The organism is Dyadobacter subterraneus, from assembly GCF_015221875.1.
Lineage (GTDB): Bacteria > Bacteroidota > Bacteroidia > Cytophagales > Spirosomataceae > Dyadobacter > Dyadobacter subterraneus.
In genome coordinates, this window is the sequence record NZ_JACYGY010000001.1 from 4,965,274 (window position 1) to 4,989,386 (window position 24,113).

Annotated in this window: 16 protein-coding genes; 9 read left to right on the forward strand and 7 right to left on the reverse strand. The window is 40.1% G+C overall.

Features of this window, described 5'->3' with window-relative positions:
- Position 1 precedes the first annotated feature (1 nt).
- Genes purK through IEE83_RS20780 form a run of 3 tightly spaced genes read left to right on the forward strand, consistent with a single transcriptional unit; the run spans position 2 to position 2,403 of the window.
- Positions 2-1,147 carry a 5-(carboxyamino)imidazole ribonucleotide synthase gene (gene purK, locus IEE83_RS20770; protein ID WP_194122425.1) on the forward strand — a complete coding sequence of 382 codons (1,146 nt, stop codon included), beginning with the start codon at positions 2-4 and terminating at the stop codon, positions 1,145-1,147.
- A 45-nt stretch (positions 1,148-1,192) separates the two neighbouring features.
- Positions 1,193-1,684 carry a 5-(carboxyamino)imidazole ribonucleotide mutase gene (gene purE / locus IEE83_RS20775; protein WP_194122426.1) on the forward strand — a complete coding sequence of 164 codons (492 nt, stop codon included), beginning with the start codon at positions 1,193-1,195 and terminating at the stop codon, positions 1,682-1,684.
- A gap of 59 nt (positions 1,685-1,743) precedes the next feature.
- Positions 1,744-2,403: a LysM peptidoglycan-binding domain-containing protein gene (locus IEE83_RS20780; protein ID WP_194122427.1), complete on the forward strand. Its 660-nt coding sequence runs from the start codon at positions 1,744-1,746 to the stop codon at positions 2,401-2,403.
- A 113-nt stretch (positions 2,404-2,516) separates the two neighbouring features.
- Here the strand turns inward: IEE83_RS20780 and IEE83_RS20785 are convergent, their stop codons facing one another.
- The gene (locus IEE83_RS20785; protein ID WP_194122428.1) at positions 2,517-5,399 is read right to left on the reverse strand and encodes an outer membrane beta-barrel protein; all 2,883 of its coding nucleotides are present in this window, start codon (positions 5,397-5,399) and stop codon (positions 2,517-2,519) included.
- A 222-nt stretch (positions 5,400-5,621) separates the two neighbouring features.
- On the opposite strand from IEE83_RS20785, the gene IEE83_RS20790 reads away from it, so the two are divergent.
- Together IEE83_RS20790 and IEE83_RS20795 are read left to right on the forward strand one after the other, a co-directional pair.
- Positions 5,622-5,858 carry a hypothetical protein gene (locus IEE83_RS20790; RefSeq protein WP_194122429.1) on the forward strand — a complete coding sequence of 79 codons (237 nt, stop codon included), beginning with the start codon at positions 5,622-5,624 and terminating at the stop codon, positions 5,856-5,858.
- A 3-nt stretch (positions 5,859-5,861) separates the two neighbouring features.
- Complete coding sequence (locus IEE83_RS20795; RefSeq protein ID WP_194122430.1) at positions 5,862-6,266, forward strand: type II toxin-antitoxin system VapC family toxin; 405 nt, start codon at positions 5,862-5,864, stop codon at positions 6,264-6,266.
- A gap of 568 nt (positions 6,267-6,834) precedes the next feature.
- Here IEE83_RS20795 and IEE83_RS20800 read toward each other — a convergent pair.
- Positions 6,835-10,449 carry a PAS domain S-box protein gene (locus IEE83_RS20800; protein WP_194122431.1) on the reverse strand — a complete coding sequence of 1,205 codons (3,615 nt, stop codon included), beginning with the start codon at positions 10,447-10,449 and terminating at the stop codon, positions 6,835-6,837.
- 87 nt (positions 10,450-10,536) lie between these two features.
- Here IEE83_RS20800 and rsmA point away from each other — a divergent pair, with 87 nt between their 5' ends.
- Both rsmA and mgtE read left to right on the forward strand, forming a co-directional pair.
- Entirely contained in the window at positions 10,537-11,370 is an 834-nt protein-coding gene (rsmA, locus tag IEE83_RS20805; RefSeq protein WP_194123493.1) for a 16S rRNA (adenine(1518)-N(6)/adenine(1519)-N(6))-dimethyltransferase RsmA, read from the forward strand.
- 68 nt (positions 11,371-11,438) lie between these two features.
- A complete protein-coding gene (gene mgtE / locus IEE83_RS20810; RefSeq protein WP_194122432.1) occupies positions 11,439-12,791 on the forward strand; it encodes a magnesium transporter in 1,353 nt (450 codons plus the stop codon).
- Positions 12,792-12,801: 10 nt separating this feature from the next.
- On the opposite strand, the gene IEE83_RS20815 is transcribed toward mgtE, so the two are convergent.
- A complete protein-coding gene (locus tag IEE83_RS20815; protein ID WP_228101910.1) occupies positions 12,802-14,265 on the reverse strand; it encodes an L-serine ammonia-lyase in 1,464 nt (487 codons plus the stop codon).
- Between the two features lie 218 nt (positions 14,266-14,483).
- On the opposite strand from IEE83_RS20815, the gene dtd reads away from it, so the two are divergent.
- Together dtd and IEE83_RS20825 are read left to right on the forward strand one after the other, a co-directional pair.
- A complete protein-coding gene (dtd, locus tag IEE83_RS20820) occupies positions 14,484-14,936 on the forward strand; it encodes a D-aminoacyl-tRNA deacylase (protein WP_194122433.1) in 453 nt (150 codons plus the stop codon).
- An 11-nt stretch (positions 14,937-14,947) separates the two neighbouring features.
- Positions 14,948-15,274, forward strand: coding sequence for a nucleotide pyrophosphohydrolase (locus IEE83_RS20825; protein WP_194122434.1), 327 nt, complete (start codon positions 14,948-14,950; stop codon positions 15,272-15,274).
- 79 nt (positions 15,275-15,353) lie between these two features.
- Here the strand turns inward: IEE83_RS20825 and odhB are convergent, their stop codons facing one another.
- The 4 genes from odhB to IEE83_RS20845 form a co-directional block, all read right to left on the reverse strand.
- A complete protein-coding gene (gene odhB / locus IEE83_RS20830; protein ID WP_194122435.1) occupies positions 15,354-16,937 on the reverse strand; it encodes a 2-oxoglutarate dehydrogenase complex dihydrolipoyllysine-residue succinyltransferase in 1,584 nt (527 codons plus the stop codon).
- Between the two features lie 51 nt (positions 16,938-16,988).
- A complete protein-coding gene (locus tag IEE83_RS20835; RefSeq protein WP_194122436.1) occupies positions 16,989-19,751 on the reverse strand; it encodes a 2-oxoglutarate dehydrogenase E1 component in 2,763 nt (920 codons plus the stop codon).
- A 112-nt stretch (positions 19,752-19,863) separates the two neighbouring features.
- Positions 19,864-20,793 carry a PorP/SprF family type IX secretion system membrane protein gene (locus IEE83_RS20840; RefSeq protein ID WP_194122437.1) on the reverse strand — a complete coding sequence of 310 codons (930 nt, stop codon included), beginning with the start codon at positions 20,791-20,793 and terminating at the stop codon, positions 19,864-19,866.
- 103 nt (positions 20,794-20,896) lie between these two features.
- Positions 20,897-24,112: a hypothetical protein gene (locus tag IEE83_RS20845; protein WP_194122438.1), complete on the reverse strand. Its 3,216-nt coding sequence runs from the start codon at positions 24,110-24,112 to the stop codon at positions 20,897-20,899.
- Position 24,113: the final 1 nt, after the last annotated feature.

The window sequence follows — 24,113 nt, forward strand, 5'->3', positions numbered from 1 at the left end:
AATGCTTTCATCCCGAATAGGTATTCTTGGCGGTGGTCAATTAGGACTTATGCTTTTGCAGGCCGCCATAGACTGGAACCTTGATATTCACATTTTAGATCCTGATGCAGAAGCGCCCTGCCGCAAAATTGCTCCAAAATTCACCCAAGGTTCTTTACAGGATTATGATACTGTTTACCAGTTTGGTAAGGGTCTTGACGTGATCACCATTGAAATTGAAAAGGTAAATGTTGAAGCGCTGGAAGCTTTGGAAAAAGAAGGAAAGAAAATCTATCCACAGCCTTCGGTAATCAGAAAGATCCAGGATAAAAGAATCCAGAAACAATTTTACCTTGAAAAAGGTCTTCCAACAGCAGAGTTCGTCTTAACCGAAAACCGTGAGGACGTAAGAAATTTTGTAGATTTTCTTCCTGCTTTTCATAAACTTGGACGCGACGGATATGATGGTCGCGGCGTGCAGCGTGTTACATCCGAAGCTGATATTGAAAAAGCTTTTGACCAACCGGGATTATTGGAAAAGGCAGTTCCTTTTGAAAAGGAACTAGCTGTTATCGTTGCCAGAAATCCATCCGGAGAAATCAAATGTTTCCCAACGGTTGAAATGGTTTTTCATCCAGAATTAAATCTGGTTGAATATCTTTTTGCACCTGCTGAAATCAGTAAAGGAACTGATCAGAAAGCACAGGAAATTGCTACAAAAACGGCTGAATCTTTTGGGATTGTGGGTTTACTGGCGGTTGAATTATTTCTGACTGGCGATGGAGAAGTACTGATTAATGAAGTAGCTCCTCGTCCGCATAATAGCGGTCATCATACCATAAGAGCGAACGCAACGTCACAATACGAGCAGCATTGGCGGGCAATTCTGGATTTGCCCTTGGGAAGTACAGAAATTTATGCGCCTTCTGCGATGGTGAATTTATTAGGTGAAGATGGTTTTGAAGGACCAGCAGTATATGAAGGAATGGAAAAACTTCTGGCTACGGACCAGGTTTTTCCTTTTTTATATTGGAAAGCAATCACAAAACCTTTCCGGAAAATGGGCCATATCACGATAATGGATCACGATCTGGCTTCATTGAAAGCAAAGGTTGATTTTGTGAAAAAGAATATCAGAGTAATAAGCGGTTCAAAATCTGAAAAATAACGATTACCATTTTTGAAATTTGGTATTGATAAAACATAGTATTAAATGGTAGGAATAATCATGGGAAGCCTGTCTGACCGCAAGGTAATGCAGGAAGCAGCGGACGCACTAAACGAGCTTGGAATATCGTTTGAAATGGAAATTGTATCTGCGCACCGCACACCGGAAAGAATGCTGGAATATGCGTCCAGTGCTCGCAAGCGTGGATTACAGGTAATTATTGCAGGGGCAGGCGGAGCAGCACATTTACCGGGAATGGTGGCGTCTTTGACTTCTTTGCCTGTTATCGGAGTACCGGTTTTGTCGAGTAATTCTATTGATGGCTGGGATTCTGTTTTGTCAATTTTACAAATGCCATCGGGGGTTCCGGTTGCTACGGTTGCTTTGAATGGTGCCAGAAATGCAGGAATTCTTGCGGCACAAATTATCGGAGCAAGTGATGTTGAGGTTGCTAACAGACTGGATATCTTCAAAGAAGGATTAAAAGACAAAGTGGCGACGATGAATAAGGAATTAAAAAATGAAATTGCAAAGTAACGTTGGTTTATTATTTTCGTATCAAGTAAAGTCACCAGTAATCGAATCATCACTAAAATATGGAAGACGAAAGCCCCAAAAAACGAAACATACGCCCTGCTGAAAAATCCAACCTACCGATTATTACCTTGTTTGTGTTGGTATTGTTGGTTTTGGCAATGCTTTATGTAGGCTATGAATATGTTTCTGATGATTCTACAAATTCGGAAGAACTGACTTCAACAATCAGGGATACCACTGAGGATAAAATAGTTACCGAAGAACCAGTTGCGGAAGAAGCTGAGTCCGAAGATCCGGTAATCAAAGAAAAACCAAAAACTACGGAAAAGGAAAAAGAGAAAACGCCGGAAAAAGAAAAAGAGAAAAAAGAAGAACCAAAGAAAACGGAGGATGCCAAGGTTGTCGCTTCACGAATTGGCGGACGGGAAATAAGCCGTACTGTGAAAGGTGGTGAGACTTTCTCTTCTATCGCAAGTCGCTATAATCTGACAACGGAAACTTTGAAATCTTTAAATCCGTCTATAACAGAATTAAAGTCCGGGGATAAAATCAAAATTCGTGTAAAAGCGGTTCATACCGTTGGACCTGGGGATATTTTGAAAGTTGTTTCAGGAAAATATGATGTAAGTAAGGAAGCTATTATGAAGGCTAACGGAAAAACGAAAGATATTGCCAGCCGCGGTGAAGAACTTGTGATTCCTTTTCCTACCAAGAGATAAATCGTAAGATGAAGCGTTTGTAAAGCGAAAATAATTTGTTTGATTCGCGTTACAAACGCTAAACCATAGCCGCCCCGATTGCAAATCGGGGCGAGCCGCGTAGGCCGAGCATTTTAGAAACTTCCCGGGCCTCCACCTGGTCTTCCTCCACCAGGAAATCCACCACCCATTCCATCAAAATCACGACGTCTTTCAGAATTATTGTTGGTTGGCATCTTACCAAAATTTCTCAACGTATATGTGAAAGTAAGCATCGCATATTGAGTTAATACTCTGCTTGTAACGTCTTGCACATAAGTTTCTGTAACGTTACGGGTAATGCTGTTGTTTTGTTTCAAAATATCAAATACAGTCAGTTTTAATTCTCCTGCATTATTTTTCAGGAATTTCTTACCAAAACTGGCATTCCATAAAGTAAAGTTCTGGTTATATCCGGCACCCAAACCTCGGTACGACTGATTATTAATATCGCTTTGTAAAAGAAATCCTTTTCCAAAAATCCAGTTAACGCGACCGGTAATACTTGAAGTGAAATAGTTATTGTTAAGCGTTGGCTGAATTGAATTACGAACCACGTTATAGTTACCTGAATACGAAGCTGTGAAATCCAGTTTCTCACTAATGTTACTACTCAAAACTAATCCCTGACTATATGCATAGGTATTTGAGAAATTGGAAATATTGTTGATCATACCCGGAGCACGTACGTAATTGAATCCGGAAGTAAGATTTACATTCAGTTTAATTTTAGAAATCGGTTTTCCGTAAGCGATTAATGTTCTGGCGTTCCAGCTTCCGTCCATGTTAATAGGTGCAGTCAGTTTCGCTCCTTGCTCCAAAACAATCCCACTTGGTAAAGTAGTAGGCTGCTGGGCAATAAAGGTTGAATTTACAATCGCATTATTTGTTTGTGTTACAAAAATCATTGCGTTCAAATTATATGGATGATTTGCTCCCGCAATCGAATAGCGCATATTTAAAGTATTACGATATTCCTGTTTCAAATTCGGATTACCAGCCGTTAAAGAAAGCGGATTGCTATTGTCTACCACATTTTGCAATTGGGAAATGGATGGCTGATTTGTTGAACTACGGAAAAATGTACGGAATTGAGTTCCCGATTTTGACCGGTAAGTAAGCATTAAATTGGGCAGAAAATTGGTAAAAGTGTGATCCACTTTTTCATTAATCGGCGACAATTGTTTGCTATATAATCCGGTATTTTGAAAATCAACACCTACGTTTCCAGACCAGTTATTTTTTCTGTACCGATAGCCAATTCCCGCACGGTTCGTTGTGTAGCGGTTATCAAAACTGTTTGATAACAACGAGTCAAGCTGGGTGTAAGAACTTCCATCAGGCAAAACATTATTATAAGTTTCTTTGTCTGAATTGCTGTTACTTACTGTGAGACCATAATTAAACTGCAATTGACCAGTGCTGCTGATTGGTTCGGTATAAACTAAATTTCCACCCAAACTCAATGCATTTGAAGAGGTATAATTCTTCTGATCAATCGTATCACCAGGCATTTCCAAATTGGTAAAGTACTGGTTTTTAGAATACAATTGTCCGTTTCCGCTTTTATCGTTTATCTGTGTATTCAAATTAAACGAAAGTGTTCTGCCTTTTTTATCAAATGCGTGACGGAACAATAGATCATTTGTGAAATTGTATCCATGATTTTTATTTGATTGGTCCGTTGCCGTACTGTTGACCGCAGTACCATCACCCAGTGTGGTAAATCCATCTTTTACAATTCCCGACTGGTTGTTCTGAAAACTTAACCGGGGCGTAAAAATCAACATGTTCTTTTTATCAATCGTATACTCAACTCTGAAATTCAGACGATGATTGATGTTGGTCGAACCTGACGTGTTTGATTCTTTATAAAGCTGTTTACCGTAATAATCCTGGTTGGTATTCTGGAAGTTGTTATTGCTTGTACGGTTGAAAAAATAACTTCCCGTTACATCTACTTTGTTACCAAACTTGTTGGAATAGTTTAATCCAAATGAATTGGTACCCGTTAATCCGCTCTGATTTCCCACAAGAAAATTGCTCGAAGCACCGCCAGCTCCACCAGCCCCTCCTCTTCCTCCACCACCGCCGCCACCGCCACCGCCGGAAACACCAAGTAAATCCTGGTTTGAGAAGTTTTGAACGTTAATGTTATTGGTAAGACCAATGACTGAAATTCTTTGGTTTTTGTTAAAAAAGCTCATATTTCCACCTGCCTGGTAGCGATCATCTGTGCCATATCCGGCATAAACTTTTCCAAACTGTCCAACTCTGCGATTTGCTTTTGTAACGATATTGATGGTTTTCTGGCCAGTTCCATCATCAAAGCCGGTAAATGCTGACTGATCACTTAATTTGTCAAAAACTTCAATTTTATCAACAATTTCCGCCGGTAGTGATTTTAAAGTCAGTGCCGCATCATCACCGAAAAATGGTTTCCCATCAACTAAAACCTTATTTACAGTTTCACCATGCGCTGTGACCGTTCCGTTTGTGACCGTTATACCAGGCATTTTCTGAATTAAATCTTCCGTTGTAGCGTCTGGATTTGTTTTATATGCAGCGGCGTTGAATTGGGTGGTATCACCTTTTTGTTCCGCTGCCGCAACCTGGCCCACTACCTTTACTTCTTTCAGGTTTGATACTGCTTCGGAAAGCAAAAATGTTCCTGCATTTTGAATGTCATCCGACATTGTGATTACTCTCTCAGCATCCTTGTAGCTCAGGTAAGAAATTTTTACACGATAGGATTCTTTGTTAAGTCCGGTCACAAGAAATTTCCCATTTACATCCGTAGTAACATATTCCGGCTTTGCATCCGGTACATTGCGACTCACAGCCACATATGCCCCAACAACCGGCGAACGGCTGGTACTGTCGAGCACTGTTCCTGTAATCTGAGCAGTTTGTGCATGAACAAAGCCTGGCAGTGCCATGCAAAGTATCAATAATACGGAAGCAAATATAGTTTTCATGATTTCTAGTAAAGGTTTCGGAAGGTTAGAGCCCGATTCATTTAAAAAGTTTAACCGTCAGAAGGACAAACCCAAATCAATCTGCAAAAAGGTGATTCCAACCGATGATCTGGCTGATTTTATAGACGGAATTGAAAAGCATAACTGCACAATCTTAACAATCGGGTTGCCGAAGAACATTATTTTAGAAAAATCGTTATATTAGATTAAAAAATATCCATCATGCAAGTAACATACACACTTCCTGCCGATTCCTTAAACGAAAACTTCCTTGAACAGGTAAAGGACAGTTTTGCCGGTAAAAAGGTTAACATTATTATTGAAGATGTTAATGAAACCGTATCTTCTGATCAATCCGAACTTTTCAAAAAAATGGAAATCTTGCGCAAAAGGATCGGACAAATCAAGGTTGATCCGGACTTGGATTTATCTTCATTAGCAAATGAAGTTAATTTGTAAGGTATGGTTTATTTTGACACGGATGTTATTATCCATTATCTTGTTGAACAGGATAAGAGTAAACATCATCATGCAATTAAATTGATTGAGGATGCCTCAAAAGCAGGTTTGTTCTTTTGTTCATTATTGTGTTTACAAGAATCTGCTTTTGTTCTGTCAAAATTGAAAGTTCCTGATGATGATATCGAAGGAATGATGATGGAACTTATAAATTTTCAAACTGTCAATTACACCGAAACCCATTATAAACGAGCAATCAAGCTTGCTAGAAAAATAGGGTTTCAAAATATTAACGACTGTCTTCATACCGCATTGGCTGAAAGTTATTGTGATGAGCTTTACACTTATAACTTATCAGATTTTAAAAAAATTAAAAACTTCACGACACTAAAAGTTACAATATTTTAGTCATTCCTAAAATGACATGTATTGATATCTTCACTTACTCACATCTCACATTATCTGTTTTCGAACAAACGAAGTTGCAAAAAAAGACTTTCCGCCTTTAATCATCAATCGGAGTGACAAAAATTGACCGTCCAAAAATGGAAGACTTTCCTTCCTTATATTCCTGTTTTTTCAATCTAATCCTTAAGAATGATTTAAGCGAAGCTTAGAATAAACAAGACATGGTCGCGCTTATCAATTCGATTCCTTTTGAAGCAGAGGAATTTAGATTGCAGTGAAGACTTTAATGCAGCAGGCCGGAATTTAAAGGATATATCCGAAGAACTTATCAGTGTAAGAAACGCAACGATTACCCTTTTCAGACACATGACAAATGAAATGCTGAATTTTAAGTTTCCTAATCAAAAAAGGAATACGCCGCACGAAGTTTAGGCTGGATGACTGTTGGACTTAACATGCAACCTTGTGCGGGAAAAATATCTGTTTTAAAGTGTACATTCCTCACAATTCACTGGAATTGTCTTACAATTTTACCCATTGAAATGTAAGGAATGTACAAATTGATATCTTATTTCAACCAGTCTTTCAATAATTCTTCATAATTATCCAGAAACCTGCGATACGCCTTTTGCAGTTGCGGCAAAGCTTCTGCCAGCGTACTGGTATCATCTGATTTTAATCGCCATTCGGCATCTTTGGCTATTTCAGCAACCTGGGAAACGCCAACAGTTCCGGCACTTCCTTTCAAAGTATGAAGATTACTTTTAACCGTCGGAATATCTCCGGTAGCAAAAGCGGTTACTGCCCCCTCAACCAGTTCGTCAGATTCCATGACAAAATCTTCAAAAACTGAGAAAACAAGATCCGCTCCTCCTATGCCTTTTAGCTGATCTATGATTTCTTTATCCAGAATTGGTAATGAGACTTGCTGAGCAATTTCCTTTTGTTTGGTTACCAGTTTCCGGCCCTCCACGTTACCCAATAATTCTTTTACTTTCCAAATCAGATGCTGGGCACGAATTGGTTTTGCAATGTAATCGTCCATTCCCTGGCTCATGAATCTATCGCGGTCTTCCTTCATCGAATAGGCCGTCATGGCAACAATCGGGGAAGTTAGTTTTGGAAAACGCTTTTTTAATTCCTGCGTTGTTTCAACGCCGTCCATATCAGGCATTTGAATATCCATAAAGATGATGTCATAACTTTCACCGGAAAGTGTCAGTTTGTTTTCAACCTTTTCAATCGCCTGGAAACCGCTTTCCGCCAGATCAACAATACAACCAGATTTTTTCAAAATCTCATTGGCAACTTTCCGGTTTACGGCATTATCATCAACCAACAAAATGACCGGATGGAAATCTGAGAAAACATTTTCAATAGGCACTTCTTCCATCTGCGCCCCAGAACTTACCTGAGCAATGGAAGTGCTTTTTGTTTCAAAAGTAAACCAAAAAGTACTGCCCTCGCCTACCGTAGATTCCACACCGATTTCTCCATTCATCAGCTCACAAAGCTGTTTTGAAATGGCCAAACCAAGGCCTGTTCCACCAAAAGATTTACGGGAAGAATTGTCAAGCTGCGTAAATGAGGTAAAGAGAATCTGTTTATCAATGGCGCTGATACCAATTCCGGAATCCTGAACCTCAACTTTTATTTTATAAATCTTGCCTTCATTTTTTACCAGAGAAAGAAAGATTTTGACAGCTCCTTTTTCTGTGAATTTTATGGCATTTGAGGTAAGATTGGATAAAATCTGCAAAAGTCTTGTCTGGTCCGCAATGATGAATTGAGGAAGATTTTCGGCGATATGATACGTTAATTCGTCTCCTTTATTCTTCGCTGTTTGTCCAAATAATGACACCAGTTTCACCATCAATTCTTCCAAGGCAATCGGTGTTTCATGCAGCACCATTTTACCCGCCTCAATTTTTGACAGATCGAGAATGTCATTCAGAATGTCCAGCAAAGTTTCGGAAGAACGTTTAATTGTCATCACATAGTCTCTCTGCTCCGGATTAAGCTGTGATTCGCCAAGCAAATCAATCATCCCGATTACGCCATTCATCGGTGTCCGGATTTCATGGCTCATGTTGGCCAGGAAGCCTTCTTTTACTTTTAATGAATGCTCTGCATGTTCTTTTGCTTTTAACAATTCAAGCTCGTTACGTTTCAATTCCGTGATATCTCTCGCCAAAACTGCCACCTCAATTGCTTTACCTTTATCGTTGGTAAACATCAGCATATTCACCATAAACTGGCGTTCAGTTCCGTCTTTCCGGTTTATGCTGATTTCAAAATTTCGCAGACTTTTTGTTTTTCGAAGCCGGATCAGTGCTGAATGGATTTTCTTCCGATCCTTAAAGAATTCAGTAATTTCATGTCCGATTACTTCATCAGGCGTATAACCCATTCGTTTGAAAACAGACTGACTGATCATCGAAATTCGTCCCTGACGATCAATACGACAATAAATATCCTGCAAGTTTTCAAAAATCCCACGGAACAATTCTTCGCTATGACGCAGTGATAATTCCGCTTCTTTACGTCTGGTAATATCACGTGCTATACCAGAAACTTCTTCAATGACACCATTGGAATACTGTATCGGGTTCAGATAAAATTCCAGCCACATTTCCCCGCCATTTGTCCGGTCGATTTTAAATTCGAAATATTGTGGTTCCCCGCGTAGTGCCTGACGATATTTTGTTTCCAGCGCTCTTCTGTTTTTCTGACCAACAATCCGCCAGCCAAATTTTTCAGCATTAATATTCAACGAAGGACGCACGCCAACCTGGCCTTCAACCAGATCCGCATAATTCAAATTGAAGGAGGTCAGCTGTAAACTTTTATTAACCGACCAGATTAAATGTGAACTACTATCAAAAATGGCATTTAATCTCGCCGCATATTTACTTAATTCCTCTTCGCTTTGCTTACGTGCAATCGCCAAAGCAACCTGACCGGAAATAAATTCCAGTAATTCCAGATCACGTGCATCGAACATATTTGGATCGTCATAAGATTTGACGCCAATAATTCCCGTAACTCTGTCGCCGATTCGAAGCGGTACGCACAAAAGTAATTTTGGTGTCACGCCATACAGGTGAAGACTATTCGTTTTCGCAAGATTTTCAATATCAGTATCAGAAAGAAAAAGCGGTTTGTTTGATGCAATCGCATATTCAGTTACGCCATTTCCCAGCCTCCGTCTTGTAAAACGAACATTTCCTTTGAAATACTGATCTACATAATATGGGAAATATAGATAGCTTTTACTTTGATCATAAAGCGCTATAAAGAAATTCTGAACGTCGATGATCTTGCCTAATTCCTGGTGAATAGTATGATAAAAATCATCAAGATTCTGCGTATTGACCGTCCAGTTGGCGATACTATAATAAAGACTTTGTGCTTTTTCAGCCCTTATTTTTTCTGTATAATCATTTAAAATACAACGAAATGCAGTCGGTTTTCCATTGTCATAACGACAATTGACACTTCCCCCAACAAAAACTTTTTTCCCTTCCTTACTTAAAAAAACCGTTTCAAAATTAGCGTTGGCTTTCCCTTCACGGATTAAATCCAGCTGAGCAATGGCTGCGTCTTTGTATTGTGGATGCAGAATATCCTGCATACGCATGGACGCAGTTTCATCCAGGCGATAACCCAAAACTTCACGCCATGCTTTATTCACAAAAATGAATTTTCCATCTATCGCGACTAGCTGAATCAAATCACTGGTATTGTCTACCAAATCCTGGAGCTGCGCATTGGATTTTGTGATGGAAGATTCCATCCGGCGTTTTCTGGTAATATCATCACCAACCAAAGTGATGTACAAAATCTTGTCATCTCCGTTTTGGATCAATACGGAATTGATCGAAAAAGTACGAAGCGTTCCCTTTTGTGCGAGAAAAGGAACTTCACGCTGTTCCAATTTTCGTTTTCCCTGAATCCCCTCTTCAAGCATCTGGCTTATCTCGTCCTCTTCGTCTTTCGGTACCAGTTTGTCAAAAATACTTTCCCCGATTAAGTCCGATTCAAGCCAGCCTGTTTTCTGTATAGCATAGGGACTAATCGCCCGGATAATAAAATCCGGCGTAAAAGTTACTCCAATCAAATTCAAATGTTGCAGCGTTGTGTGTATTGACTGCCAGTCAGTCAGTGATGATATCATTTCCATAATTTGTCGGAAACCGTATTTTTAAGATTACTTCCTATTCTTTATTCGATAAATCTACGAATTAAGACGTAATTTTGACTCGTGAAAATAAATTATAAAAATCAGAACGATTCGAAAGTTCGTGCCAAGAAACATTTGGGACAACATTTCCTGAAAGACATGAATATCGCCAACAAAATTGTTGACGGTTTGAGTGGACATGGAGGGTATAGTAAAGTATTGGAAATAGGTCCCGGAATGGGTGTGTTGACGCAGTTTTTACTTCAAAAATCTGCATATTCAACTTATGTTATTGAGATTGATACAGAATCGGTCGCCTATTTGAAAAAACATTATGAGGAATTAACCCCTCGTATCATTGAAGGCGATTTTCTTAAATATGATACTTCGGAAGTATTTCCGGAGCCTTTTGCAATTATTGGAAATTTCCCGTACAATATTTCCTCCCAGATTTTCTTCAAGGTATTACAAAATCCTGATCAGGTGACGGAAGTAGTTTGTATGCTGCAAAAGGAAGTGGCGCAGCGTATTGCCTCTCCTCCGGGAAATAAAGATTATGGAATTCTGAGCGTTTTGTTGCAGGCTTTTTACGATATCACCTATCTGGTATCTGTTCCTCCCGGTGCTTTTGATCCACCTCCGAAAGTACAATCCGGTGTGATTCGTCTGGCCAGAAATGCGACAAAATCACTTGCCTGTGATCAGAAATTATTTTTCAGGGTAGTAAAAACTGCTTTCAATCAAAGAAGAAAAACACTTCGGAATGCCTTGAAACCCATTGGGGAAATGCCCGAACATCTGCTTTTGACAAAACGTGCTGAACAACTTAGCGTTGCCGATTTTGTAGAATTAACCATTCTCGCGGAAACTGTAATAAAAGAAAATCAGCAAAAAAATAACTTGTCGGAAGAATCGTTTTAGATACGCTTTTTTAGTCAGTTTAATTTAACCTCATCACTTTTTCCAGTACCATTTGCCAGTAAAGCTTTATGAATTTTGAGTTAACCAAAGAATACGTTGAACAAGTTCAGGAACTGATCGTCACTGAAAATCCCGAAGCCATTCGTATCAAAATGGCAGAGCTTTTTCCGGCCGACATAACGGGCTTGCTGTATGAATTGGAAACTCCCGAAGCCAGATATCTGATCAATCAGCTGGATACGCCGCTTGGGGCAGAAATTCTGGCGGCACTTGATCCAAATGAAAGACGGGAATTTTTGGAAGCATTTACTTCCGAAGAAATCTCCCGTTACGTCAATCTTTTTGATTCGGATGATGCGGTGGATTTGCTGAATGAACAGCCAATTCGCGTTCGTGAAGAAGTTATTGCTTTACTTGAAGACCGCGAACAGGCCCGTTTTATTCTTGATCTGCTTCATTACGACGAAGATGTGGCGGGTGGTTTGATGCAGAAAGAGTTGGTAAAAGCCAATGTTAACTGGAATGTAAATCAGTGTATTGAGGAATTAAGAAAGCAGGCAGAAGACGTTGAAAAGGTATATGCAGTTTATGTGATTGATGATAACGGAATTCTGCTTGGTATACTTTCCCTGAAAAAAATCGTACTGGCCAATAAGGATACTAAAATCGAAAGGCTTTACGATAAAGATGTCATTTTTGTAGAAACCTATCGTCCCGCTGAGGAAGTTGCAGAACTGATGCAGCGTTATGACCTTGATGCACTGCCTGTTGTTAATGTTCAGGGAAAACTTTTGGGACGAATTACAATTGATGACGTCATTGACGTAATTACCGAACAAGCCAATTCTGATACATTAGCTATGGCCGGTATCACCGGAGATGTTGAGGAAGACGATACGATCTGGCAGCAAACCCGTGCACGTTTACCCTGGCTTTTGGTAGGTATGATGGGAGGCATTCTGGCAGCGAAATTTATCAGTTTTTTTGAAGGAGATCTCAAAATTATTCCGGCCATGGCAGCTTTCATTCCCATTATCGGTTCGACGGGAGGAAATGTTGGAATTCAGACTTCGTCAATTATTCTTCAAAGTATTGCCGATAAAACGGGTCTTGATATCAGCGTGTGGAGCAGATTGATCAGGATGTTTGCCGTGGCTTCCATTAATGGATTAATTATCAGCGGAATTGTATTTGGATTTAATCTTCTGATTGGAAATGAGCTTCAACTTGCATTGGTTGTGTCGTCGGCTTTGTTATCTGTTGTTTTCCTAGCGTCTTTTACCGGAACCGTTACACCGATTGTTTTGGATCGAATTGGCATAAATCCTGCTGTTGCTTCGGGGCCATTCATTACCACCGCCAATGATTTGATTGGTTATGGTGTTTATTTTGGACTGGCACATTTGCTGTTGCATTTGTAAAACAACGGTACTAACATTCACTCAAGCTAATTGGAATATTAATCGCCAAACCGCCCTCCGAAGTTTCTTTGTAGCGGAAATTCATATCCAAAGCCGTTTCCCACATCGTTTTCACTACGTTGTCTAAGGATACTTTTGCATTTTCAGGATTGCTTTGCATGGCTAATTGCGATGCCGTGATGGCCTTTATGGCCCCCATCGTATTTCGTTCAATACACGGAATTTGTACCAATCCACCCACAGGATCACAAGTCATACCCAAATGATGTTCCATCGCAATTTCCGCCGCCATCATACATTGTTCAACCGTTCCGCCCGAAACTTCCGTCAGTCCAGCCGCCGCCATAGCAGAAGAAACACCAATCTCAGCCTGACAGCCGCCCATCGCCGCGGAAATCGTAGCACCCTTTTTGAAAATACATCCGATCTCGCTGGCAGTTAACAAAAACCGGATAATATCATCCTCTGTACCACTGCAAAAAAGAAGATAATATTGTAAAACCGCAGGAATGACTCCAGCCGACCCATTCGTTGGAGCGGTTACCACCCGACTGAATGAGGCATTTTCTTCATTAACCGCCAACGCAAAACAGCTTAACCAGTCCAGTGTATATTTAAATCCATTTCCACTCGAACGGATAGCATTTATCCATTCATCATAACCGGAATATTCTTTACTATTTAAAAGCTTCTTACTTAAAGAAGCTGCCCGTCGTTTGACAAATAATCCACCGGATAAAATTCCTTCATTATGACAACCTTCGTAAATGCTTTCTTTCATCACCCGCCAGATATTCAGCAGCTCTAATCTAATTTCTTCTTCACTTCGCCATACTTTTTCATTCTCATAAATAATTTCTGAAATCGACATTCCGGTTTGTTGATGCCAGTTTAAAAGATCGGAAGCGTGATCCACCGGGTAAGGCAATTTGACGCAAGGTGCAGTTTCTTTCTGGTTTTCTTCTTTAATTACGAAACCGCCACCAACAGAATAATAGGTTTCACTTATTGTTCCGTTAGCTTTTGTCTCCGCCGAAAACGTCAATGCATTGGGATGGAAAGGAAGCGATTCCTGCATTTGAAATATAATATCTGTTTTCGGATCAAAATCTATTTCATAACTTACATTCAGGATAAGTTTTTTATTGTCAGCAATCTGGGATTTTATATCGTCAATTTGTTTGGTATCCATTGTCACAGGATCATAACCGCATAAACCAAGCTGAACTGCCAGGTCTGTTCCGTGGCCTTTTCCAGTTTTTGCAAGAGAGCCATACAGATTTATTTTAACCGAAATAACCTGATCCAGACTTGTGGTACTTTCCAATAACTTCACAAATAATTGTCCCGCCCGCCACGGTCCGAGCGTATGAGAACTCGACGGCCCGACACCGATTTTGAAAATATCAAAAACTGATATCCGCTCTTCCTTCACGATTGATTTTCCGGTATCTGATTTATCTGTTACGATCATCTGACATTAATTGGTTTCTGTTCAGGCAGTTCCTTTTTACAAGATACAACCCTTAATACGGTGTTTCAACATGTTCAGTATTATTTCCTGTTAATTTTGATATTGAAATAAAATTTACTGAAATGTATTCCTGTTTTATTTATTGTTATTTTGCCGGCCTAAGATTTTGTTTGTCAAAAGAAAAACTTCGAATTGACATTTCATTTAATAACTCACTTATGATTGCAGTAATTCAACGTGTAAGCGAAGCATCGGTAACCATTGAAGGAAAAGTTGAAGGCAAAATTGATGCCGGATATTTAATTTTACTTGGCATAACACATGAAGATACAAAAGAAGATATCGAATGGCTCGGCAAGAAAATAATCGGAATGCGAATATTTGGTGATGAAGAAGGAAAGATGAATCTCGATTTAAAATCTGTTAACGGAAATATTCTTTTAATCAGCCAGTTTACTTTACACGCCAGTACAAAAAAAGGAAACAGACCGTCATTTATTGATGCTGCAAGGCCGGAAGTTGCTGTTCCCTTATATGAGCAAATGATTGATTTTCTTAATAAAGAGCTTGAAAAACCAATCCAAACCGGGATTTTCGGCGCGGATATGAAAGTTGCATTACTTAATGACGGGCCCGTTACTATTATAATTGACTCTAAAAACAGAATTTAAATAAAAATAAAATGACCCTTGACGAGGCACAACAAAAAGTTGATCACTGGATAAAAACTTACGGAGTACGGTATTTTTCAGAGCTTACCAACATGACAATTCTGACTGAGGAAGTTGGAGAAGTAGCCCGGATTATGTCCAGAACTTACGGCGATCAGTCTTTCAAAAAATCTGATATGGATAAAGATCTGGGGGATGAAATGGCGGATGTGCTTTGGGTTTTAATCTGTCTGGCTAACCAAACCGGAATTAATTTGACGGAAGCTTTTGAAAAGAATCTGGCTAAGAAAACGGATCGGGATAAAGACCGGCATAAAGAAAACCCGAAATTAAGCTGATCATAACTGACTTTAACCAAAACAAAAAAGACTTCGAAGATTAACTCTCCGAAGTCTTTTTTGTTAAATCTATTCAGGATTACATATCAAGTAATAATCTCATTGGATCTTCAAGTAATTGTTTTACCCGAACCAGGAAGCTTACTGAATCTTTTCCATCAATCGTACGGTGATCGTAAGAAAGTGCAAGGTACATGATAGGACGAATTACAATTTCTCCGTTTACTACCACAGCACGCTCAACGATATTATGCATTCCCATAATCGCCGATTGTGGTGCGTTGATAATCGGTGTTGAAAGCATCGAACCGAAAGTTCCTCCATTTGTAATTGTGAAAGTTCCGCCGGACATTTCATCCAGACCCAACTTTCCGTCACGTGCACGAACAGCAAGACGAACGATTTCTTTTTCAATTGCTGAGAAAGAAAGATCTTCTGCATTTCTGATCACCGGAACAACCAAACCACGAGGTGTGGAAACTGCAATTGAAATATCAGCGTAATCATTGTAAACCAATTCTTCGCCGTCGATATAGGCATTCACAACCGGGAAATCTTTCAAAGCAACGGTTACCGCTTTTACAAAGAATGACATAAAGCCAAGACCAACTTCATGTTTTTCCTTGAACTTATCTTTGAACTTGTTACGAAGATCCATTACCGGCTTCATATCAACTTCATTGAAAGTTGTAAGCATCGCAGTTTCGTTTTTCACAGCTACAAGACGTCTTGCGATTGTTTTACGAAGCGATGACATTTTTTCACGACGCTGTCCACGTTCGCCAGGAACTGCTGCTTTCGCAGGAGCCGATGGAGCCGCAGGTTTCGCTGCCGCCGGAGCAGGAGCTGCCGCAGGTTTTGCACCCGCTTTAAGAGCGTCGTCTTTCATTATTCTTCCACCTGAACCAGAACCGTTCACATCCTTAGGATCGATTCCTTTTTCTGCCAAAATTTTGGCTGCAACAGGAGAAGTGTGTTTTTCTGTATAACCTTTATCAGCCTCAGCGCCATTGCTTGAAGGAGCCGCTGGTGCAGCTGCGGGAGCAGAAGCGGAACTTCCGGCTCCTACTTCGATCGTACAGATTACTGCACCGATTGCCAAAGTATCACCTTCTTTTCCAACAACTCTTAAAGTACCAACTGCTTCTGATGGCAATTCAAAAGTTGCTTTATCAGATTCCAGTTCGCAAAGGATTTCGTCCATTTCAACATGGTCACCATCTTTTTTGCTCCATGAAGCGATCGTAACTTCTGTGATTGATTCTCCAACCGCAGGTACTTTCATTTCATAAATTTTTGCCTCAGTAGTAGCAGCAGGCTCAGCCTGTGCCGCAGCAACAGGAGCTTCTGCCTTTTCAGGAGCTGGCGCAGCTGCCGGGGCTGCTGCTGCAACAGGTGCCGACGCCGCAGGAGCAGAACCATTTCCCGAAGGATCGATCGTTGCGATCAACTCTCCAATATTTAATGTGTCGCCTTCCTGTGCTTTAATGTGCAAAACACCTTCCGACTCCGCAGTAAGTTCAAACGTTGCCTTATCTGAATCCAGTCCGCAAATGACCTCGTCCAACTTCACAAAATCACCGTCATTTTTGAACCAGTTCCCTATCGTAACCTCAGTAATTGACTCGCCAACCGGCGGTACTTTTATTTCAATTTCAGCCATTTTTACAGCAATATGATGAACGAATTATGTCTTTTATAACTAGTTGAATACCTATTCAAATGCTCTGCGAATAATCTCAGCCTGTTCCTGGGCATGGATTTTCGAGAATCCTGTTGATGGTGACGCACTTGAACGACGGGCAATAACCTCCAATGGTTTAGCACCGGCATACATACGAAGCATGAAAGTCCATCCACCCATGTTAAAAGGCTCTTCCTGTACCCAAAATACTTTCGCATTTTCATAAAGTGCAAGATGTTCGTCGATTTGTTTTTGAGGGAACGGATGCATTTGTTCCAAACGGATAATAGCAACATCATCACGTTTGTCTTTTTGTTGTCTCTCGTACAATTCGTAGTACAATTTCCCTGTACACAATAATACTTTTGTTACCTTTTTAGGATCAACAAAAGTATCACCGATCGTTTCCTGGAATGATCCTTTTGTAAGATCTTCAAGCGGAGAAACACAAAGCGGATGTCTCAGCATCGACTTTGGTGACATCACGATCAAAGGTTTACGGAACGGGAATTTCAACTGACGGCGCATCATGTGGAAGAAGTTAGCCGGTGTGGTAACGTTCGCAACAATAATGTTATAGTCAGCTGCCAATTGCAGATAACGTTCAGGACGTGCATTCGAATGTTCTGGTCCCTGACCTTCATATCCGTGAGGAAGAAGCATCACAAGGCCAGTCCAGCGATCCCATTTTGTTTCACTTGAAGAAACAAACTGATCAATAATGACCTGCGCACCGTTAGCAAAGTCACCAAACTGAGCTTCCCAGATCACAAGTGCGTTAGGATTTGCCATCGAGTAGCCAAACTCAAAACCTAAAACTGCGTACTCAGAAAGCAACGAGTTATAGATCATGAAAGGACCCTGGTCTTCCTGAATATGTTCAAGATTGCTGTAAGAATCATTCGTTTCAACATCATGCAAAACGGCATGACGGTGAGAGAATGTACCACGCTGAACATCCTGACCGCTTAAACGAACAATATTTCCTTCTGTTAAAATCGATCCATAAGCAAGCAACTCAGCCGTAGCCCAGTTTACTTCCTTCTTCTCAAAAATCATTTGTTCACGATCCTTAAGAAGTTTATCGATTTGTTTCAGACGCTGGAAACCTTCCGGCGTATTGATTATCGCTTTTCCTACTTTTTCAAGCACTTCAAGAGACACACCCGTTTCAGGCGATTTCTCAAAATCGGTAGGCGTTGATTTTCTCAAACTATGCCATTCCTGTTCAAGTTTTGGCAAAACATATGGCAACGCTTTTTGTTTTACCATATCAAGACGTTCCTGAAGCAATGTCTTGAATTCCTTATCCATATTAGCAGCCAGCTGTGCATCCACATCACCGCGATCCGCTAAAATCTTCTGATAGATTTCGCGAGGATTTTGGTGGTTTTCTATGGATTTGTAAAGTGTTGGCTGTGTAAATTTAGGCTCATCTGCCTCATTATGGCCATGACGACGATAACAAACCATATCAATAAAGATATCCTTATTGAATTTCTGACGATATTCAACAGCCAGTCGCATACAGAATACAACCGCCTCAGGATCATCACCATTTACGTGAAGAACTGGCGCGTCAACAACTTTGGCAACGTCAGTACAATAAATACTTGTACGTGCATCAACAAAATCCGTTGTAAAACCAACCTGGTTATTAATCACAAAGTGAATTGTTCCACCTGTGTAATAGCCATTTAGGCCAGACATCTGAGTTACTTCATAAACGATTCCCTGACCGGCAACCGCAGCATCTCCGTGAATAATCACGGGAAGTACACGATCATAATCCGATTCGTACATGCCATCAGCCCTTGCACGGATATATCCTTCAACTACCGGATTTACCGCTTCAAGATGTGACGGGTTTGGAGCAAGTTTCAAATGAACCTGATTTCCGTTTTCAGCTGTGATCTGGCTAGCGTAACCCATGTGGTATTTCACGTCACCATCTCCCCAAACCTGATCAGGCAAATTACCTTCAAATTCGTTGAAGATCTGTCCGTAGGTTTTCTGCATTACATTGGCAAGTACGTTCAAACGACCTCTGTGCGCCATACCGATCATCACTTCAACCACGCCCATTTCTGCCGCTTTATTGATCATCGCGTCGAGAGCAGGAATCGTTGTTTCTCCACCTTCCAGTGAAAAACGTTTCTGACCAAGATATTTTGTGTGAAGGAAGTTTTCAAAAACTACCGCCTCATTCAATTTCGAAAGAATATGTTTTTTCTCATCAATTGAAAAAGTCATATTTAATGCTTCCTTTTCAATTTTCTTACGCAACCAGTTTTTTTGTTCGCGGTCACGAATATAGAGATACTCAAATCCGATATTTCCTGAATAAATCGTTTTAAGAGAATCGACAATTTCACGCAGGGTTGCAGGACGTCCAAAAACTTCGGTTCCTGCTTCAAAAACTGAATCAAGATCCTCAGGACCAAGACTAAAATCACTCAGTTCCAGTTGTGGTTTGCGGTCTTTTCTCTTTTGTATCGGGTTAGTAGTGGCCAATAAATGACCTCTTGAACGATAACCACGGATCAAATGAACCACCTCCATTTCCTTTCGGATCTGAGTTGCATCAACCTTTGCAGGCGCTGCTACTGCTTTTCCATTGGTGGCGCCATTGGCATGTCCATTGCCGTTAGCAGGGAACTTCTGATAGAAATCGAACCCTTCAAAAAACTTTTGCCAACCTTCGTCTACGGAGGTTGAATCTTGCTTATAGGAATTGTATAATTCCTCTATGTAAGCGGCGTCGGAATTTGCTATATATGTGTATTTATCCATCACAAATGTGATTATTTCATTTACCGCACAAAGTTACGAGACTTATGTAAACAAAACGCAAAAAATCTCCTTTTTACTAAACATGTTCAGAGATATTCACCTTAAGTTTACTTCAATACTTCTGGAAGCCATTCGGGTTAGGAACAAACTTCAGCATTAACTCATGAATTCCTTTCGGTCCGTTACTAACCGAATAGATTTGTTCAATTTGGCGGGTACTATAAAAATATCCCAGCCTCACATTTTTTCCCAGCTGCGCTTCGGCTGATAATTGTAAATAATTAATATGCTGCCCTACCAACATGGATGCTCCTCCCAGATGATAAGTGGCACCAATGCCGACTTTTTCATTAAACCAGAATCTTCCGCCGAAATCTACTCTCAATTTGTAATCCTTTTCCTGAACAAATAAAAGATTCGGCAAAAGTTTGACATCTTCCGCCAGATCATAACTTCCTCCTAACATGATATAAAGCGGCCTTCGGTAATAGGATGAAATCTGCTGCTGGCCAAATTTCTGAGATAAGATTTCAGGTTTTGATACACCGATAAAAAAATCATCCGAATGCAGCCAGGCGCCTAATCCAAAACTGCCCAAAGCGCGGTTTGTACTGCTAAGTGAAGATTGTGTATCAAAAACCGGTAAAACATTTATGCCACCCTGTCCACCGAGTGCTAGTTTCCAATTGTCATTTATGCCCAGGCGATATGCAAAAGATGCCGAAAATGCCGTTGTTGTGAAGTAACTGGTCTGGTCATTCAGCGCCTGAAAACCGATTCCGAATTTTCCATTTGAAATAGTACCATCGCCAGCAAAAGTCTGGCTTGAAGGCGAATTAGGAATTGTAAACCACTTTCTTCGAAACATGGCCGTCATATTAAATGTCTCTCTTACGCCCGTAAAAGCAGGATTTATCGCCATTGGATTTTGCAGATATTGCTCATATAAAACTTCTCTTTGAGCAAAAACATTTTGACAATTAATAAGAAAAGAAATAATCAGAAGGCAGGATAAAATACCGTTTCGGAAATTTGTCATCATTTTTGATACTAAATAAAAGTTGGGTTTTTATAAAAAAATGGCACGAGAATCAATCTCCTGCCATTTCGATTTCTTTCAAATTATATAATTTACTTCACAATTTTTAAAAATCATATCCCAACGTAACATAAGGAATTGCTTTGTTTGTTGAGCCATTATCTACGCCCCAGGCATAATCAAATTTCACATAAATACCGAAAACCGTCGTGCGGGCTCCGATACCATAACCCATCAGATAAGGATTACGATAATTGGTAACCGTAGCTTTGAATGGATCTTCAACACTTCCGATAATTTCGGTATTCAAACTGTTCTTTTCGCTGAATGGGCCTTTGCCAGTCCAGGCTGTACCAATGTCACCAAAACCTACAATCTGGAAATTTCTAAGCGTGCTTGAAGTGATCGCACCACGATATAAATACTTAATCAAAGGAATTCTCAATTCAGCATTGGCGAGCATATAACTTGTTCCAGACAAACGGTTCAGATTAAATCCTCTCAAATTGGTGGCGAAATCTGTGAAGAAAATATCCCGGTTATCTTTTGTGAAATCCAATGCATTAACACCTGTGGTACGGGAATCTTTTTTGTTTCCTATCCAGTTTTCCATACCGCCCAAAACACTTTGTTTGGCAGCTTTTCCTCCTGAATGACTTGCAGCCACTCTGACCGCAAGAATGAGATCACGATGGATTTTTTGATAATGTCTGAAATCAAGACTTACGCGGTCAAAACTTTCATTGCTGTTTGATAAACCCAGGTAATTGTCATAACGAACTTTGAAACGGGTTCCCTGTATCATGTTGATTCCGTTGGTGCGTGTATTGTCAAATACATATTCCATGCGGAGTGCTCCGTAAGTTGATTTCAAATCAGGATTTGTCAGGATCAAATCAATATTTCTTGTCGATGCAAACATCGGTGCAAGTGTAAAACGGCTCGTTGTCGAGAATGGATATGAAGCCGAAAGCGTTACTTTATTGAAACGATATTTCTGCGGCGCAACTTCTGAATCAATATACAAAGCTTGTCTGTCGATTCTTACACCGAAGTCAATCCGGTGTGCATTGTAGTTGTATTCTGCAAAAAGATTGCTGTTCCGGAAATTTGAAGAAATAAACACACCTGCTTTAATCACATGATTTTCCAGCAGATCATTCATTGAAATCGTTTGCGCGTAGCCAAAACCACGAACCGGATCTATTCGCCAGTCAGAACTTGCATCATTGGTAATAAACAATCCTTTGTAATTGTAAGGACCTTTTATAGCAATATTCTCACGTGTAGCTTTTGTTCTTGTCAGCGCCGGAGTTGTCGGGAATGTTCCTCTTTTTTGACGTGATTCAAATGTTTTCAGGATTTCCTCATCAAATTCGTAATTATCCGTATCCACTTCTCCGTCTTTCAAAGCCAGTTTGGATGGTTCCGATTTGGCAGGAGTAGCAACAGAATCCGTTTTGACGGCCGCTGCAGCAACAGCAGGTTTTGTTTCACTTCCACCAATAACGTCTCCTTTGATAAGAGAAGGCGTCTGAAGAGAAGCGTTTGAATCAAATCCATTTTTAAATGCAGCTGTGTAATAACCGTCATTCAGATATGTATAAGCAATAGCTCCGCCCGATTTTAATGAAATATCTGCATTTCTGATGTTATAGATATAATTCGTCAATTGCGAACTTGCATTAGACGCTTTATTATATTTAAACACATTATTTACGCCTTTGACATTCGACAGATAATAAACGTCATTATCATCCGCATAAATTGGCGCAACTTTTACTTTTGGATCCAGCGGTGTCAACCTGGTTATAACTTCTGCTCTTGGCGTTCCGTCGTGTTCAAAAAGTGACAATCCGGAAGACATCGTTTTAAAGTTTCCTTTATCAGTCCCAAGAGAATCGGTTGGACGATTTGAAGCAAATACTACTTTTCTTGATGATCCCTGAACGAATCTTGGTGAAACATCATCATATAAATCATTGGTAAGACCGGTGATTGAAGTCCGGGAAACACTTACCAGGAATAAATCGTTTTGTCCGTTTTTGTCAGCACTAACCGCGAGCATTGTTCCGTCATTGGAAACATCCATATCGCTTACCTGATCCAAACTCCGAAGAACTCGTCTCAGTTTTATTCTTATCTTTTTGGTATCGAGATTTTCATATTGATAAAAATTCTGATGCCCGTTTTCCGAAGCCAGAATAGACAGCGTATTATTTCTTGACCAGCCTAAAAGTGGCGGCTGCGTTTTCAGTCTGCCTCCGATTATATCAAGTTTTCCCTGACGAATTAATTTTTTAGAACCTGATTCACTATCAAATAAATACACCCGGTAACGGCCATTTTTCATTTCACTTACGGCTGTCCATTTTTTATCAGGAGAAAGTTTGATTACCGCATTAGCGTCATTGGCAGTCAATTCATTCAATTTATATTTCCAAACCGGAGCCGGATCGGTGTAATATTGTTCCGCTTTTTTGTTGATATTCAAATAATAAGCGCGCCAGTCTCTAAGAAAACGATTGTAAGACGGCACTCCCAATGTGCTTGTAATACTGGTTTGCTCTGTACGAATGATACGGGTAAGATTGAGGATATCCGAAATTTTATCACGACCGTATTTTTCAGCAATATAATTCCAGATTGAATGCCCGATCAGCGTTGCGTCATTTCCTGTAAGCAATGTTGGTTTTTTAACATTACGATTTTTCAAAAAATCACGCATGTAATCATTCAGCTCCGGAGACCAGCCTTCTGAAATGTAGGCAGAAGCACCAGTCATAAACCATTCAGGGAGTGTAAGAAGTAATGAACTTTGAAGCGCTTCTTTCATATTTCCGCCATAAAGCATGTCGTAAACAAAAAGAAGACTGATATCTTTTACCAGTTTTTTCTTAAACCCTATCTGATCACCCGTGTAGGCAACCTCAACACGAGATTGTCCCAGATCAAGTTTCCGCTCGTCGAGGTTGTCAATTTTTGACAATCCCATGTTACTTTGTTCAAGTTCCTGAGGAGAATTGTAAAGGAAAATCTTTACGCGGGTATAAGGCGTCCAGCCTAAAACATCTGTAATTCTATCAAATTCATTTTCAGCATATTGCGCCGTAAGCTTGGCTAATGCTGTACCACCCTGATAGTGATAAATTTCAAAATTGGTAGTCCGGAAAATCTTCCAGGTAAAGGTTTTGTTCTGCACGCGGTTTTTCCCGAATACTTCCTGGGAGGGATAACGTTGTGCAATACTTCCAACGCTTACCAAAAGCAGCGCGAAAATAGAACCCGATATAGCTAGCTTGTGTATAAATTTTATGCTCATT